Genomic DNA, 15,485 nt, shown 5'->3' with positions numbered 1-15,485 from the left:
CGCGTGCGAGATGCGCGGAAGATCAGGAGGCTCTGCGATGCAGTCCCCGCACCCGAACGGCACCCTCGGCGCCGCCGGCCCCGTGAAGTCGGCCGCTCGCGCCCTGGACCTCCTCGACGAGATCGCGGCGAGCGGCCCAGGGACACAGCTGCAGCTGTCGACCCGGCTGGGGATCCCGAAGAGCAGCCTGCACGCGCTCCTGAAGACGATGACCGACCGCGGGTGGCTCGAGACCGACCAGACCGGCAGCGTCTACCAGCTGGGCATCCACTCGCTGGTGGTCAGCTCCGCGTACCTGGCCGGCGACCCGGTGCTCGCGCGCGCCCAGGCGATCATGGACGAGATCGCGGGCGCCACGGAGGAGACCGTCAACCTGGGCCGGCTCGCCGGGAACCAGGTCATCTACACGGCCAAACGCGAGTCCGTGCACCCCCTGCGCATGCACTCCCCCGTCGGGCGGCGCCTGCCCGCCTTCTCCACCGCCCTCGGGCGCGCGATCCTGGCCGAGCGACCCGCCGAGGTCCGCGCCGGCCTCGTCCCCCAGACGATCGCGCGCATCACCTCGCAGACGGTGACCGACCGCGACGCCCTGCTCGGGATCATCGACGACGCCGCGCGGCTCGGCTACGCGACCGAGAGCGAGGAGTCCTGCATCGGGGTGCGCTGCTTCGGTGTCGCACTGCCGTTCGCCCGCCCCGCGGTCGACGGTGTGAGCGTCGCCGTGCCGATCAGCCGCCTGGCCGGGCGCGAGGACTTCATCATCGAGACGCTCCTGAGCGTCAAGGCGCGGCTGTCACCCGAGTACGACCACAGCATGGTGCGCTGAGCCGGCACGCCCGTGACCGACGCGGCGCTCGAGCGCTTCGACGCACTGCCGGCCGTGCCGACGGGGAGCCTGCGCGGGCTGTGGCGGGGCTCGACGGTGCCGACCGGGCACCGGCTCGACGGCGTGCTGGAGCGGCTCGGCTGGTTCGGCAAGCAGTTCGACGACGACGAACGGGTCCGACCGCTGGTCTTCCGCTCCCGACGCGGCCTGACGAGCCTCAACCCTGCCCTGGTCCCCTTCGCGGTGGTGCTGCGGGCGGCTCCGCTGCTGCGCACACCGCCGGCGGCCGGCGCGTTCGCCGTGGCCCGCCCGCTGATGTCGACGCGCCGACCCCGCGCGCGCCTGCGTGAGGTGCGATACCGGGGCCTGGTGTCGGCGGCGATGGTCTACGACGACCTGCCCGTCATCGACGCCTTCCGCGCCGTCGACGACGACACGGTCCTGGGCGCCATGGACTCCCGCGGGATGGCGGAGCCCTTCCTGTTCCAGCTGCACAGGGTCGGCGCGGACGCGCACCAGGAGGCCTGACGCGCGGAGCCCCTGTCGGTCAGGGGCGGAGCGCCCCCGTGCTCGCGCGGATCGGCGACGGGAGCTCGGTGAGCCCCGACAGGTACGTGTCGACCGCCGCAGCGGCGGACCGGCCCTCGGCGATCGCCCACACGATCAGCGACTGGCCGCGACCGGCGTCGCCCGCCACGAAGACGCCCGGCACGTTCGTCGCGAAGTCGTCGTCCCGCCCGACGGTCCCCCGCTCCGTCAGGTCCACGCCGAGCTGGTCGAGCAGCGATCCCTGCTCCGGACCCGTGAAGCCCATGGCGAGCAGCACGAGCTGCGCGGCGATCTCGTGCACCGAGCCCTCGACCGGCTGGAACCGCCCGTCGACGAGCTCGACCTCGACCAGGCGCAGCGCGCGTACCTGCCCGTCCTCGTCGGCCAGGATCTCCTGCGTGCTGACGGCGTAGACCCGCTCGCCGCCCTCCTCGTGGGCGCTGGCGACGCGGTAGATCATCGGGTACGTCGGCCACGGCTGGGTGGCGGGGCGCTCCTGCGGCGGGCGCGGCATGATCTCCAGCTGCGTGACGGACCGGGCACCCTGCCGGATCGCCGTGCCGACGCAGTCCGCCCCCGTGTCACCCCCGCCGACCACGACGACGTCCTTGTCCGTCGCGAGGGTCTGCCCCTCCACGACCTCTCCGAGCGCGACCCGGTTGGCGGGCACCAGGTACTGCATCGCCTGCAGCACACCGCCGGCGTCCCGGCCGGGCACGGGCAGATCACGCGGGATCGTCGACCCGACGGCCAGGACGACCGCGTCGTAGCGCTCGCGCAGCTGCTTGCCGGTGACGTCCGTACCGACGGCGACCCCGTTGTGGAACCGGGTGCCCTCGGCCTCCATCTGCGCGAGGCGGCGGTCCACGTGCCGCTTCTCCATCTTGAACTCGGGGATCCCGTACCGGAGCAGACCACCGGGCCGGTCGGCGCGCTCGAAGACGGCCACCGTGTGGCCCGACCGGGTCAGCTGCTGCGCCGCCGCGAGCCCGGCCGGTCCCGACCCGACGATCGCCACGGTCTTGCCGGTCATCCACTGCGGGAGCTGCGGCTGGACCAGACCGCGGTCGAACGCCTCGTCGACGATCGTGACCTCGACGTTCTTGATCGTGATCGGCGGCTCGGTGATGCCGAGCACGCACGCCGTCTCGCACGGTGCGGGGCAGAGCCTGCCGGTGAAGTCCGGGAAGTTGTTGGTCATGTGCAGGCGGTCGCTCGCGTCGGCCCACTGCCCGCGCCACACGAGGTCGTTCCAGTCGGGCACGACGTTGCCGAGCGGGCAGCCGTTGTGGCAGAACGGGATGCCGCAGTCCATGCACCGACCCGCCTGGCGGGTCACCATCGTGAGGTCGTCCGGGTGGCCGGCGCGGTGCGCGTGCACCTCGCGCCAGTCCATGATGCGGACGTCGACGGGCCGGTCCGTCGGAAGCTCGCGCTGCCGGATCTTCAGGAATCCCCGGGGGTCCGCCACGTCGCCGCCTCCTCGTGCCGGGATCCTCGGCCCCGGGCGTGCGCCCGCGACGGTCCTGACCTGGATGCACCCTAGGGGTCACGGAGGTGCGCCCGCCGAGCCGAAGGTCCCGGTGGACGCTCGGCGGTGTGGCGTGGCAGTTGGTCGCCGACCTGGGGGCATGGGACCTTGGTCCCTCGCGCACCCGGTTCCGGTGCGCTTCGACTCCGGGAGGCCGTGCGTGAGCGTCGACGAGTCGAGCGGCCGCGCGCCGTCGCACAGCGAGGTCGCCCTCCTCGACGCCATCCTGGGCCTCGCGGCGGACCTGGACATCCAGAGCCTGCTCACGAGGTTCGTCGTGGCGAGCACGGAGCTCACCGGCGCTCGGTACGGCGCCATCAACATCGTCGACGAGAGCGGCACGTCGACCACGTTCGTGCAGAGCGGCGTGGACGAGGACACGGCCGCCTTCCTCGGTCACCCCCCGCACGCGTGGGGCGTGCTGGGCAGCATCCCCGACGAGGGCGTGCTGCGCCTGCACGACCTCTCGGCACACCCGGCGTTCCGGGGCCTGCCGCACGGTCACCCGCCGATGGGCTCGTTCCTGGGCGCGGCCGTCCGCGTCGGCGGGGCGAGGTTCGGGACGCTGTACCTCTCGGAGAAGACCGGCGGGTTCCACGAGCAGGACGAGTCGGTGGTCCTCGCCCTGGCCGCGGCGGCCGCCGTCGCGGTGCAGAACGCGCAGCTCTACGCCCTCGAGCGGCGCCGGCAGCAGTGGCTGACGGCCGCGCAGGTGATCACCACCATGCTGCTGGAGGACACCGGCGACGAGGACGTGCTCGTCCGCATCGCCTCGTCGGCCCGGGAGATCGACCAGGCAGACACCGCCGCACTCGTCCTTCCCGGTCGCCGCGGCGAGCTGGTGGTGGAGATCGTGTCCGGTGCCGGCGAGGACGAGCTCCTCGGTCTCGACCTGACGGACGACGAGCGCGTCCGCTCGGCGTTCGACGACGGCACCGGTCAGTTCGTCAGCAGGATGGAGGGCGCCGCCAGTCCGGCGCTCGCACGGTACGGGCCGGCCCTGTTCGCGCCGCTGCGCGCTGCCGGCCAGGGCGTCGGCGTCATGCTGCTGCTGCGGCGCGCGGGCGCGGAGCCCTTCACCGACAGCGACCTCGCGCTCTCCCGGACGTTCGCGTCGCAGGCCGCGCTGGCGTTCGTCCTCGCCGAGGCCCGACGGGCCCAGGGGCGGGCGGTGCTCGACGACGAACGCACCCGCATCGCCCGCGACCTGCACGACCTCGCCATCCAGCAGCTCTTCGCCGCAGGGATGCAGCTGGAGAGTGCCCGGACGAGCACCGACGAGCCCCTCCCGCCCGCGCTCGCCCGCACGCTGGACTCCGCGCTGGGCCTCGTCGACGCCGGGATCCAGCAGATCCGCGTGGTCGTGCGCACCCTGGACGACGGTGGGGTCGGCACCCCGTTGGTGGAGCGTGTCGCCGCGGAGGTGGAGCTCGCCCGGACCTCCCTGGGCTTTGCCCCGTCGCTGCTGATCAGCGTCGACGGCGACTCGCTGGCCGACGGCGCCCCGTGGTCGCCCGCGCCGTCCCTCCTCGACGACGTCGTGGCGCCCGGGCGGGCGAACAACGTCGTGGCGGTGGTCCGAGAGGCGCTGTCGAACACCGCGCGGCACGCCCACTCCAACTCGGTCGCGGTCCGCCTCATGCTCACGTCGCCGCCCCAGGGCTCCATCGTCGTGGAGGTCGAGGACGACGGCGTCGGCGTCCCGGCGGCGCCCACCCGCGCCTCCGGGACGAAGAACCTCGCGATCCGGGCCCGCCAGTCCGGCGGCACCTTCTCGCTGCAGAGGCCGCCGTCAGGCCGTGGAGCGCTGCTGCGCTGGACGGCGCCGCTGGACTGACCGGGGCGGGTGACGACTTCGGTCGATCCGCGCCTATCTGGTCCCCGTCGCCGGCCCAGGGCCGGGCTGGTCCTCGAGCGGCCGGTCGAGGCGCTGCACGGCTCCGGCGAACAGCTGCTCGGCCGCGGACCCGGTCGGGACCACCAGCCGCACCTCCGCGGCACCCGTGCTGACCCTCACGAGCGTGGCGCGCTCGTAGTCCGGGTGGGGTGCGACGGTGAGGTGCTCGGGCGCGCTCCACGGGATCACAGTGCGCGAAGCCGAGTGGACCGGGCTGCGGCCGCGCAGCACCCAGTCGTGACGCCCCAGCACCTCGAGGGCCGTCGCGTCACCCGCGAGGACCGCTCCGTGCAGCGTCGCCGGCGAGAGGGCGTTCCGCGCGCGGGCGAGCGCTCCGCCTCGCGTGGGTGTCAGGGCCGTCCTGCCGTGCAGGGTCCAGGCGGTCACGTCCGGGTGGCGGCGGAGGACCTCGCGCAGGTCGCTGACCAGGGCGAGGTCGTCCTTGCCGACGCCGTACGGCGGGACCGGGGCCGGGAGCGCCGTGGTCGCGTCCCTCAGCGCCGCTCCCACGGGGCTCGCCGGACGATCGGCTGCGGCGCCGCGCAGCTCACCGACCAGTCGTGCGACGGTCGCCCGGGCGGAGCCGTTGTAGCGGACCGACAGCAGGTCGCCGGCCGGGGTGCTCACCGTGAGCCGGCCGTCGAGCATCGTCACCACGTCCCGCACGGCGACGATCTGTCCCAGCGGCACGCGGACCCGGTCGTAGCCTCCGAGGGTGTCCGGCGATCCGCCCCGCCGGCTGAGCACGGTGAGCGCGTCCGCCTCGAGGACGAGCAGGTGGTCGTACAGGTCCATGTCCGGAGTCGCGTCGCGCCGGGCGATGTTGCGCGGGACCTTGAGGACCAGGCGCGCGCCGGCGACGTCGACGGGGTCGTCGCGGAACAGCCGAGGCACGTCGTCCCGCGTGCGCACCTCGTCGATCCACGGACCGAACCGGTCGTACTCGCTGGTCCCCGCGGTGGTCGCCGGCACGGCCCGTCCTCTCCTCAGTCGTCCTGGCTCAGGACGGACACGATCGCTGTCGCCTCGCGCAGGTCCACGCCCTGCAGCTTGTCGAAGACGCGCCGACGCGCGCTGGCCACCTGGGCCGGCTGGACGGCGTCCAACCGGCGACGACCCGACTCCGTCAGCACCGCCTCATGGCCGCGGCCGTCGGCGGGCGTTCGCCTGCGTTCCACGAGCCCCTTGCGTTCGAGCAGCTTGACCACTCGCGTGACCCCACCGAGGCTCAGCGCGCTCCGGGCGGCGAGATCGCCCATGCGCAGGCCACCGGACGGCGACTCCGACAGGTACATGAGCGCGAAGTACTCGCTCATCGACAACCCGTGCTCGCGGCCGAGGTCCGCCTCCAGGGCACGCGGCACGAACACGAGCGCCCGAGCGAGCGCGCGCAGGAACGCCAGCTCCTGCTCGCTCAGCGGCGCGCCGTCTCCCTCGAGGTCCACGCGGACTACTTTACAGGTGAAGCACCGGCGCCGGAGACGCGGCGCGGAGGGGTGGCCGGACGCAGGGGGGTACCGACAGGCCCTCCCGGCCGTCCGCGAAGCCAGGTTCCATGGGTTCCATGCGAGGAGCCATCATCTACGGACCGAACGACGTGCGCTTCGAGGAGCGCCCCGACCCGACCATCGTCGAGCCCACCGACGCGGTCATCCGCACGGTCGCCGCGTGCGTGTGCGGCTCGGACCTGTGGCGGTACCGCGGGCTGGCCGAGGTGGCCACGCCCGTGCCGATCGGTCACGAGTACGTCGGGATCGTCGAGCAGGTCGGCGACGCCGTCACCACCGTGAAGCCCGGCGACTTCGTCGTCGGCGGGTTCCTGCACAGTGACAACACCTGCCCCGTGTGCCGCAAGGGCATGCACTCCGCCTGCCAGCACGGCGGCGGGTTCGACGGCTGCCAGGCCGAGAAGATCCGCATCCCGAACGCCGACGGCACCCTGATCGCCACGCCCGGTCAGCCCGACGCCGACCTCGTCCCGAGCCTGCTGGCCCTGTCCGACGTGATGGCCACCGGCTGGCACGCCGCGGTGTCCGCCGGGGTGGGTCCGGGCACGAGCGTGGTGGTCGTCGGCGACGGCGCCGTCGGGCTGAGCGGCGTTCTGGCCGCAGCGCAGCTCGGGGCGACGACGATCATCGCGATGAGCCGGCACGCCGACCGCCAGAAGGTCGCCACCGAGTTCGGTGCCACGCACATCGTCGCCGAGCGCGGGGAGGACGGGCTCGCCCAGGTCCGCGCGCTGACCGAGGGCATCGGCGCGGACGCCGTGCTGGAGTGCGTCGGCACCGAGGAGGCACGCCTGCAGGCCGTCGAGTGCGCCCGACCCGGCGGCATGATCGGCCTGGTCGGTGTCCCGCACGGTGACCTGCCGACCGAGCAGATCTTCTGGTCCAACAAGGGCAGCCGGGGTGGCCCAGCGCCCGTCCGTGCGTACCTCCCCCACCTCATCGACCTGGTGTGGTCCCGGCAGATCGACCCCGGGAAGGTCTTCGACCTGACGCTCCCCCTGTCCGAGGTGGCCGAGGCCTACCGCGCGATGGACGAGCGACGAGCGATCAAGGTCCTGCTGCAGCCCTGAGGGCGCAGGGACGACGAACAGAGAATGAGGTCGACATGGAGCTCACTCCCCTGCCCCCGACGCAGAAGGGTCCCGACGCCTGGTTCACCGGTGACGTCTGGTTCGACGTCCTCGGGGCGCCGCCCGAGCCCGCCCGGCTGCGCGTGAACGCCGTGCGGTTCGCGCCCGGCGCGCACACGTTCTGGCACCGTCACGTGCGCGGCCAGACCTTGCACGTCACCGAGGGCATCGCCCGGGTGGGCACCCGGGACGGTCGCGTCATCGAGCTGCGACCGGGCCAGACGGCCTGGACACCACCGGGCGAGTGGCACTGGCACGGTGCCGCACCCGACCGCTTCATGACCCATCTGGCCATGTGGGAGATCGGCGACGGCTCGGCCGGCCCGGACACCGAGTGGGCCGACGAGGTCACCCCCGAACAGTACGAAGGGACGGGCGCATGAGCGGCTGGACAGCGGACGAGCTCAGCACGATCGCGAGGGTGGACGAGCTCGAGGTGGCCTCCCGACGCCCGGACGGGAGCCTGCGGCCGTTCGTGACGATCTGGTTCACCGTCTCCGGCGACGACCTCTACATCCGCTCGGCGCACGGACCGCAGAACGGCTGGTTCCGTCGGGCCACCGAGTCCGGGACCGGCCGGGTGCGCATCCGCTCCGTCGAGAAGGACGTCGTGTTCGAGGACGGAGCCGACGCGCCCCACGCCGCCCTCGACGCGGCGCTGCACGCCAAGTACGACCGCTACGGCCCCGGACCGGTCGGCGCGATCGTCGGCCCGGACGCCGCCGAGGTCACCCTGCGCGTGGTCCCGACCCACTGATCGCCCTAGCCGCGCGCACCCGCAGCGGTGCGGCCGCACGAGTGCTCGTGCGGCCGCACCGTCCTTCGGTCGGCCTCGTCAGGGCGCGGCCGGGACGGGCACCCAGCCCGACCAGGTCGTGCCGAGCACGTTGGTCGCACCCACCCGGACGGACCACGCCTGGATGGCCAGGTTCCCGGTGATGAACGCGGTCGCGTCCGCCGGCCGGTTCGTCGAGCCGGTCACCGTGGAGCCGTCGGAGCTCCACTGCACGGTGTACCCGGTCTCGCTCGCCACGTCGGTCCACGTCACCGTGATCCGCTCACGGGTGTTGCTGACGCGGGCCGCGCTCGCGGTCGGTGCCGGCGCAGCAGGCGCGCTGACCGTGACATCGAGCGTGGGGCTCAGGGCGGTACCCGCGATGTTCACGGCCCCCACCCGATAGGAGTACGCGGACCCGAGCGTCACCGCCGTGTCCGAGTAGCTCCTCGCACCCGCGGGGAGCGCCGCGATCTGCGACCAGGCTCCCCCGTTCGTCGACCGCTGCACGACGTACCCGGACTCGTTGGTCGCCGCGTCGCTCCACGCCAGCGCCACCCGCGGCCCGGCCTGGAGCGTCGCCGCGAACCCGGTCGGGGCCCTCGGTGCGTTCACGGCCGCCGACGCGGACGTGCTCTGCACGGTCAGGCTCGGGAACTGCCCGCCGTAGCCGACCGCGTTGCGGGCGACCACCCGGTACAGCGCAGGCGCTGTCGCCGACGACGTCGGATCGGTGGCCGTGCGCACGCCGTGGGTATTGCCCACGAGCGGCTGGGACACGGTGGTGACGGCCGTCCAGGTCGTCCCGTCCGTGCTGCGCTGGATCTGGAAGTCGGTCTCGGTGATCGAGTTGTCGGCCCAGGTCAGCACCAGCCGCCGGTTGCTCCCGTTGCCCGTGGTGGTGAACGTCGGCACGTCCGGTGCGATCGGTGGGAGCGCGAGGCTGACCGGTCGCATCATGTCCATCTCCTCGTGGCTGAGGATGTGGCAGTGGTAGACGTACTCCCACCCGAAGTTCACCAGCCTGTTCGCGATCGGCGTCGTCGGGTTGCCCTGGACGTCGACGTTGTTGAACATCGCGGTGGACCCTGTCGGCATCATCGGGTTGAGCGCCCGCACCGAGTTCGGCACCTCGAACGGCACCTTCGGGATGATCGGCCGCAGCGCGACGATCGTGTCCTCGAGCGGCGCGATCCGGACGGTGTCCTTCCACCCCAGCTCGTTCGGATCAGGCGGGATGATGATGTTGTCCCACGTCACCCTGTTGAGCACCTGCACGTCGTACAGGTGGAAGTGGATCGGGTGGGTGTCGACGCCGTTGTGCGTGAACCGCCAGATCTGCATCCCGTCCGACGTCGACGACACCGGTGTGACCTTCACGTCCGCGCTCGGGAGCGCGGTGCCGTCGATGATCTCGGTCGCCGGGTTGACGTACGGATACAGGGTGACGTTCTGCGCCCCCGGAGTCGGTGGCTGCGCCTCGACGCCGAGGTTGGCCTGCATGCGGCCGAACTCGTCGAACGTGGTCGCGTTCATCTCGTCGTGGATGGCCTTCGGCTGGAGCGTGACCGACGACTTCGTCGCCTGCGCGCGCAGCGTGTTGAACCCGAAGGTCGTCGTGTCGTTGATGCGGACCAGACCGTCGCACCTCTGCAGCGGCGAGCCCTTGGCGTTGCAGTTGCTGCTCGCGGCGAACGACGACCCGTACGCGCTGTTGTACGCGGCCTGGCCGACGATCACCGGGTGCTGGCCGGACTCGAACACGCCGGTGCCCTGGGCGTTGTGCTTAAACGCCGCCTGGAGCTTGGCGAGGTCGAAGGCCGGAGCGGGCGCGGTCGCAGCGATCTTCACCTGCATGACCGTGCGCGTGTTCGGCCCGTACCCGGGCAGGATCTCCGGAGCGCCGACCGGGCTGAGGTCCGGTGCTCCCGTGTAGTAGTCGTACGACGGGACACGTGCCGGGAAGGCGGCGGGAGCGTCGTTGTACAGGATGAGCGTCTGACCCGCGAACTTCGAGAAGTCCACGATCACGTCCGCCCGCTCGGCAGGTGCGAGGAGCAGCGAGTGCTTGTCCACGTTCCCGACGTCGAAGCGCGTGGGGTCGGTGATCCAGGTCGTCGGCTGCTGCCCGTCGATCACCGTCGGGGCCGGCAGGAAGCCGCCCTCGCTGGCGATCTGCACCCAGTCCGGCCCCGCGGCGCTGTTCCGGGCGTCCACGGGCGTCGGGAACACCGTCGGGTCCGTCTGCGCCGCCGCGAGCAGCGCCGGATCGAGGGCGACCTCGGTCGTCCCGTCACCCTGCCCCCCGTCGGCCCGGTACCACTGGAAGTTGAAGAACCGGTCGTTCGCCGCGTTGAGGACGCGCATCCGGTAAGTCTTCGGGTCCAGCGTGACCGTCGGGTACGCCACGCCGTTGACCAGCGGCGTGTCGTTGAACTGCTCCATGCCCACCGAGATGTTCGGCGTGCCGGGGATCAGCTCCGGCTCGCAGAACGGGTCCGTGTCGTACTGCCACGTCGACGGGACGTCCAGGTTGCACGTGGCGTCGTAGTACGGGTTCGCGATCGGTCCGTACGTCGTGTCCGCGGCCGGTGGCCAGAACCACGGGCCGTACATCCAGCGGCCGTAGGCGCTCATGCCCGACGGGTCGCCGGGGTTCTGCGCCGGCATGTAGACGTGGTGGTACCAGAAGCTGCCCTTGGTGCCCCACCGGTCGGTGTCCCACGTCGGATCCTGTGCCGCGAGCTGCTCGGCACCGGGTACGAACGTCTTGTCCTGGACGATGAGCGGGAGCGTGTCACCGGCACCGGGGATCGTCCCCGCGTCGACCAGCGCGCGCTCGGTCGGGTCGGTGATCATGTACCCCGCAGCCTCGCCGGCGTACACGTTGAGGCGGGTGATGCCCCACGCGTGGTCGTGGTAGAACATCAGCCGAGCACTCTGCTGGTTGGTGTAGTAGAAGGTCTGGCAGCCGTCGTCGGCGGCGGAGCAGCCGGCCCCGGCCATGTCGGGCACGTCGCTGACGCTCACTCCCTGCGGCCAGCCGGTCGACTCCTGCGCAGGAGTGATCCACTGGTGCGGGGTGCCGTCGCTGATCCACGGCGTGATGCCACCGTGCAGGTGCAGGGTGGCGCGGTTGTCGGCGAAGCAGCTGTCCGGCTTGGGGTACTGCGTGCACTCCGGATTGCGCACCGCGTCCACGACCGAGCCCTGGTCAGCCGGTGCCGCCATGGCCATCGGGCCCATGCCCGAGCCCATCAGGCTGCTGTCGGTCGGCAGGAACAGGTCACCGTCCGAGCCCGTGGGGAGCAGGTTGCGGAAGACGATCCGCACGGGACGGTCCTTGGTGGCCGCGATGATCGGGCCGAGGTACTGCGGGCTCGTCACGGCGAGGTACTGCTGGCCGTTGGCGTCGAGAGCCGGTGCGGACGTGCCGTCCAGCAGCTCGTTCGCCAGCGGGACGTGCTGGCTGACGGCGGCGTTGGCGGCCGTCTCGAGCTGCACGTAGCCGCGCACGAGCGTCGGAGGCAGGTCCGAGTTGAAGACCGTCCGGTACTGCACGAGTCCGATGACGTACTCGTCGGCCTCCTGGGCGCCGTAGGCCTTGGCCTCGGGGACCGCGACCGGCAGGAACTTGGCCGACGGGTCGGACGGGCACCCTGCACCGGCCGGGTCGCACGGGAGCGGCAGCGCATCCTGGAACTTGCGCATGCCGACCGTGAGAAAACCGGTGCCCGGCTGGGTCACCTCGATGCCGGTGACGGCACCGATCGACGTCCGTGCGCTCGCTGCTGCACCCGAGCCCGTGCCGACGGGGTCGCTCACCACCACGGTGGGCGCGCTGGTGTAGTCGGCGCCGAGCTGGTCCGGCGTCACCGCGACGAGGGCGAGCGTGGATCCGACCTGGGCGGGCGTCGCCCCGGCGATCGGGTCGAAGATCGTCCCGTTGTGGATCGCCACGCCGGGCGCGCTGGTGTAGCCCGAGCCCGCCTCGTCGACGACGACGGCGGTGATGGTTCCGGCGGCGTCCATGCCGTCGACCGTGTCGCCGTTGGCGACCATCGGGACGTGCCCCTTCGCCTGCGTGCCGTCCGGCAGCGCGGGCAGGTCGAACTCGACGGTCGGCATCGTGTATCCGGCGCCGCCGTCCGCGATGGTGACCGCGTCCACGCCGCCCGAGGCGGTCGCAGCGGCACCCGTGCCTCCGCCGTCCGAGACCGTCACGGCGAAGCCGGAGTAGCCCGCCCCGGGGTCGTCCACCGCAAAGCTGGTCACCGCGCCGGTGCTCGCGATCGTCGCCACCGCGGTCGCCGTGCCGTCGCCGCCGGAGATGGTGACCTGGGGCGCGACCGTGTACCCGCTGCCGGGAGCGGTCACCTCGACGGCGGAGATCCCGCCGGAGACCGGGTCGACCGAGGCCGTCGCCGCAGCACCCGTGCCGTCACCGGTGAGGGCAACGGTTGCCGCCGGGAGGGTGAAGGGGCTGTTGGCCCAGTTGGGCCACGGTCCGAAGTAGTGCGGGACCGTCGTGGAGTCCGTGGGGCCCGACGGTAGCGCGGCGGGAACGACGGGTGGTCCTCCGAGCGCTCCGCTCGGACCGGCCGGAAGGATCATGGCCGCGACGACGACGGAGAGCGAGAACGATGCGAGCACCGCACGACGGCGGCCGGGGCGTCGTCGCAGACTCCGACATCGGGGCTGCACGACCAGTTGCGTTGACATGAGATTCCTTCCACCCGCCGGACTCCCGGGGCCGTCTGGACTCCGGGCCGTTGCCCACGCCTAGGTGAGCTCAGTGATCGGCGGACGCCCGCACGCCCCCCGATGGACGCTCTCGACACGCTGTTCAGTTCTTGCGCCAGAAATACCGGGGTTGTCCTGTTCCGTGATACGGACGAAGGTCCCTACCGACATCCGACAGGGCGTCGGGCCCTGCCTCCGACGTGCATCGCGGGTCTCTCCGCCGAGTCGAGCTCGGCGGCGCTGCCGAACCCGACGGGAGCCACGTCCGAGCAGGTGGCGAGGGCGGAGAGCCCGCCCGACGTCGCGGCGAGGGTAGGCCCGCATGCCTGCGGCCGGACGCAGTGAGGCGAGGAGCGGCTGGGCGTCGGTCGAGGGATTTCACCCGCAGCCCAGCGCGCGGCCGGTCACCCTCGTCGTCCCAGCCGGCGCCTGACCCCCCGCGGCTCACGCCGTGCGGACGTCCACGGCGCCTACCGCCGCGTCACGGAGCGGACGGCCCCGTGGATGCGGTCGGGCTGCTGCTCGGCGTCGGCGTCGGGGTCGGGGTCGGCGTCGCACTGGGGGGCGCGGCAGGCGCTGCCGGAGCGACGCTGGGCTGCTCGACGACGGGCGGCGCGGGCGAGGTCACGGTCGGGGTGGTGGGCGCCGCGACGCCCGCGGTGATCGGCACCGACGTGCCGGTGCCGGCGTCGTCCGACGTGCCGAACTCCCAGTGCCATGGCTCGTGGGGTCCGCGGCCCCCCTCGTCCATGTAGGTCGGGTGGTGCCAGCCGTAGGTCATCGCGTGCGCCTTGAGCCAGGCGTACTGCGCGGACCGGTAGCCGTTGACCTGGTCGAGGTCGATCGCCAGGCCCCATCCGTGGTTGGACGTGCCGGGCACCGCGGCCATGGTCCCCTTGGCCGCCCGGGTGCTGATCTGCTCCTCGAGCGTGCGGTAGGAGCCCGTGATCCTCAGGTCGTGGCCGAAGTCCACCCGGTAGGCCGCGTTCATCCGCGCCAGTGCCTCCGCCGCGTCGCAGCGCAGGCGCTGGCTCGGTGCGAACGCGACGGCGCAGAGCACCTTGAGCGGGATGTTCCCGTTCGTGTACCCGTCGGTCGACCGGGCCTGCTCCTCCACCTTGGCGACCGCCGCCTTGGCGGCCTCGTCCCCGGTCACGGCGATCTGCTGCGCCGCGACGGTGATGCCGGCGGCGGCGTCCCGGGCCTGGACCGCAGAGGTGGCGGCCGCGACGACGTCCCGGACCTCGGCGGCGGCGTGGGTGGCCCCGACGGCCGCGTCGAGCAGCGCGACCTGCGGGTCGGCGGCGACCAGCAGGCGCGTCATCGCGGCGTTCTGCGCCGACTGGTCGCCGAGGTCGAGCGCGACCAGCAGGACGTCGGTCTCGACGCCCTCGACCACGCGCGTCGCGGCGGCGACATCGCCCGAGGCCACCTGCTGGCGGGCGCCCAGGACCCGGTCCGGGAGCTGGTCGGCGGTCAGTCCCGACATGACGGGCGCCGCCGTGTCGTCCACGAGGTCGGGACGGAACAGTGTCCGCGAGGCGGCCTCCGTCAGGTCGACGAGCGGACGGCCGACGAGCGTGACGGTCGCCGTCTCCACCGCCGCCACGCGGTCGTCGAGCCGCGTCAGCGCCTGCGTGTACGCCGGTCCGGTCGGCTGCTGCGCGACCAGCGCCTCGCCGCCGGACGCCGCCTGCGCGACGTCGACGGAGTGGGAGGGGTCGACGGGCGGCGCGGCCAGGACGGCCGTCAGGAACGCCATCGACGCGAGGATCACGACCGACTCCCACGGCCGCCGCCCCTGCCGCGGGCGCGCCGAATGACGACCCTGGGTCGTCCGTCGTGGTCCGAGCACTGGTTGTCCTCCGCGGTGCGTCGTCCGACGATCCCACTGCGACACCCCGTCCGTCGACCCGCCAGACGGGGGGCCTCGGGCTATCCGACCCGCTGTTCGTCGCGGTGCGGGAGCCGCCACCCCGGGCGCACGTAGTGGCACGTGTACCCGTGCGGGATCTTCTCCAGGTAGTCCTGGTGCTCCTCCTCGGCCTCCCAGAACTCACCGGCCGGCTCGACCTCGGTGACGACCTTGCCGGGCCAGAGCCCGGACGCGTCGACGTCGGCGATCGTGTCGAGCGCGACCCGCCGCTGCTCGTCGGAGGCGAAGAAGATCGCCGACCGGTAGCTGCGGCCGATGTCGTTGCCCTGCTGGTTCTTCGTCGACGGGTCGTGGATCTGGAAGAAGAACTCCAGCAGGTCCCGGTAGGAGATCTGCTCGGGATCGAAGACGATCTCCACGGCCTCGGCGTGGTCGCCGTGGTTGCGGTACGTGGCGTTCGGGGTGTCGTCCCCGGAGTACCCGACGCGCGTCGAGATCACTCCCGGGCGACGGCGCAGCAGCTGTTGCGCACCCCAGAAGCACCCTCCGGCGAGGATCGCCGTCTCCGTCGTGGACATCTGCAACCTCCTTCATGGGACGGCTGCAGCCGTCGGGCGATCTTGACCCCGCAGCTCGCCAGGGCGCAACCG

Annotated in this window: 12 protein-coding genes; 6 read left to right on the top strand and 6 right to left on the bottom strand. The window is 72.5% G+C overall.

Annotated elements, in window-relative coordinates:
• Positions 1-37 precede the first annotated feature (37 nt).
• Both ASD18_RS09945 and ASD18_RS09940 read left to right on the top strand, forming a co-directional pair.
• Complete coding sequence (locus ASD18_RS09945; protein ID WP_056090028.1) at positions 38-826, top strand: IclR family transcriptional regulator; 789 nt, start codon at positions 38-40, stop codon at positions 824-826.
• A 12-nt stretch (positions 827-838) separates the two neighbouring features.
• Positions 839-1,354 (top strand): DUF4334 domain-containing protein, encoded by a 516-nt coding sequence (locus tag ASD18_RS09940; RefSeq protein ID WP_056090025.1) that lies wholly within the window; start codon positions 839-841, stop codon positions 1,352-1,354.
• A 19-nt stretch (positions 1,355-1,373) separates the two neighbouring features.
• On the opposite strand, the gene ASD18_RS09935 is transcribed toward ASD18_RS09940, so the two are convergent.
• On the bottom strand, positions 1,374-2,846 hold the full coding sequence (locus ASD18_RS09935) for a glutamate synthase subunit beta (protein WP_056090021.1): 1,473 nt from the start codon (positions 2,844-2,846) through the stop codon (positions 1,374-1,376).
• 220 nt (positions 2,847-3,066) lie between these two features.
• Here ASD18_RS09935 and ASD18_RS09930 point away from each other — a divergent pair, with 220 nt between their 5' ends.
• Complete coding sequence (locus tag ASD18_RS09930; protein WP_056090018.1) at positions 3,067-4,743, top strand: GAF domain-containing sensor histidine kinase; 1,677 nt, start codon at positions 3,067-3,069, stop codon at positions 4,741-4,743.
• Positions 4,744-4,776: 33 nt separating this feature from the next.
• Here the strand turns inward: ASD18_RS09930 and ASD18_RS09925 are convergent, their stop codons facing one another.
• Both ASD18_RS09925 and ASD18_RS09920 read right to left on the bottom strand, forming a co-directional pair.
• Entirely contained in the window at positions 4,777-5,775 is a 999-nt protein-coding gene (locus ASD18_RS09925; protein WP_056090014.1) for a hypothetical protein, read from the bottom strand.
• Positions 5,776-5,789: 14 nt separating this feature from the next.
• The gene (locus tag ASD18_RS09920) at positions 5,790-6,248 is read right to left on the bottom strand and encodes a MarR family winged helix-turn-helix transcriptional regulator (protein WP_056090012.1); all 459 of its coding nucleotides are present in this window, start codon (positions 6,246-6,248) and stop codon (positions 5,790-5,792) included.
• Between the two features lie 119 nt (positions 6,249-6,367).
• On the opposite strand from ASD18_RS09920, the gene ASD18_RS09915 reads away from it, so the two are divergent.
• The 3 genes from ASD18_RS09915 to ASD18_RS09905 are packed head-to-tail and all read left to right on the top strand — an operon-like array spanning position 6,368 to position 8,198.
• Positions 6,368-7,381 carry a zinc-dependent alcohol dehydrogenase family protein gene (locus tag ASD18_RS09915; protein ID WP_056090007.1) on the top strand — a complete coding sequence of 338 codons (1,014 nt, stop codon included), beginning with the start codon at positions 6,368-6,370 and terminating at the stop codon, positions 7,379-7,381.
• Between the two features lie 35 nt (positions 7,382-7,416).
• Positions 7,417-7,824 carry a cupin domain-containing protein gene (locus ASD18_RS09910; protein WP_056090004.1) on the top strand — a complete coding sequence of 136 codons (408 nt, stop codon included), beginning with the start codon at positions 7,417-7,419 and terminating at the stop codon, positions 7,822-7,824.
• Positions 7,821-8,198 carry a DUF2255 family protein gene (locus ASD18_RS09905; RefSeq protein WP_056090001.1) on the top strand — a complete coding sequence of 126 codons (378 nt, stop codon included), beginning with the start codon at positions 7,821-7,823 and terminating at the stop codon, positions 8,196-8,198. Before ASD18_RS09910 ends, ASD18_RS09905 begins: the two co-directional genes overlap by 4 nt.
• 78 nt (positions 8,199-8,276) lie before the next feature.
• On the opposite strand, the gene ASD18_RS09900 is transcribed toward ASD18_RS09905, so the two are convergent.
• From ASD18_RS09900 to msrA, 3 genes are all read right to left on the bottom strand, one after another.
• Entirely contained in the window at positions 8,277-12,869 is a 4,593-nt protein-coding gene (locus tag ASD18_RS09900) for a multicopper oxidase domain-containing protein (protein ID WP_235522314.1), read from the bottom strand.
• Positions 12,870-13,440: 571 nt separating this feature from the next.
• Positions 13,441-14,721, bottom strand: a complete 1,281-nt coding sequence (locus ASD18_RS09895; protein ID WP_156387929.1) for a M15 family metallopeptidase — start codon at positions 14,719-14,721, stop codon at positions 13,441-13,443.
• Positions 14,722-14,894: 173 nt separating this feature from the next.
• On the bottom strand, positions 14,895-15,413 hold the full coding sequence (gene msrA, locus ASD18_RS09890; protein WP_056089994.1) for a peptide-methionine (S)-S-oxide reductase MsrA: 519 nt from the start codon (positions 15,411-15,413) through the stop codon (positions 14,895-14,897).
• Positions 15,414-15,485 lie beyond the last annotated feature (72 nt).

It is taken from the genome of Cellulomonas sp. Root137 (assembly GCF_001426725.1).
Classification (GTDB): Bacteria; Actinomycetota; Actinomycetes; order Actinomycetales; family Cellulomonadaceae; genus Cellulomonas.
This window is presented reverse-complemented; position numbering and strand designations above follow the sequence as displayed.

What these genes read in the sequence shown, in the direction of transcription:
- ASD18_RS09945 (WP_056090028.1), top strand. Translation starts at nt 38, where the DNA reads ATGCAGTCCCCGCACCCGAACGGCACCCTCGGCGCCGCCGGCCCCGTG.
- ASD18_RS09915 (WP_056090007.1), top strand. Translation starts at nt 6,368, where the DNA reads ATGCGAGGAGCCATCATCTACGGACCGAACGACGTGCGCTTCGAGGAG.
- ASD18_RS09910 (WP_056090004.1), top strand. Translation starts at nt 7,417, where the DNA reads ATGGAGCTCACTCCCCTGCCCCCGACGCAGAAGGGTCCCGACGCCTGG.
- ASD18_RS09905 (WP_056090001.1), top strand. Translation starts at nt 7,821, where the DNA reads ATGAGCGGCTGGACAGCGGACGAGCTCAGCACGATCGCGAGGGTGGAC.
- ASD18_RS09895 (WP_156387929.1), bottom strand. Translation starts at nt 14,721, where the DNA reads ATGGCGTTCCTGACGGCCGTCCTGGCCGCGCCGCCCGTCGACCCCTCC.
- msrA (WP_056089994.1), bottom strand. Translation starts at nt 15,413, where the DNA reads ATGTCCACGACGGAGACGGCGATCCTCGCCGGAGGGTGCTTCTGGGGT.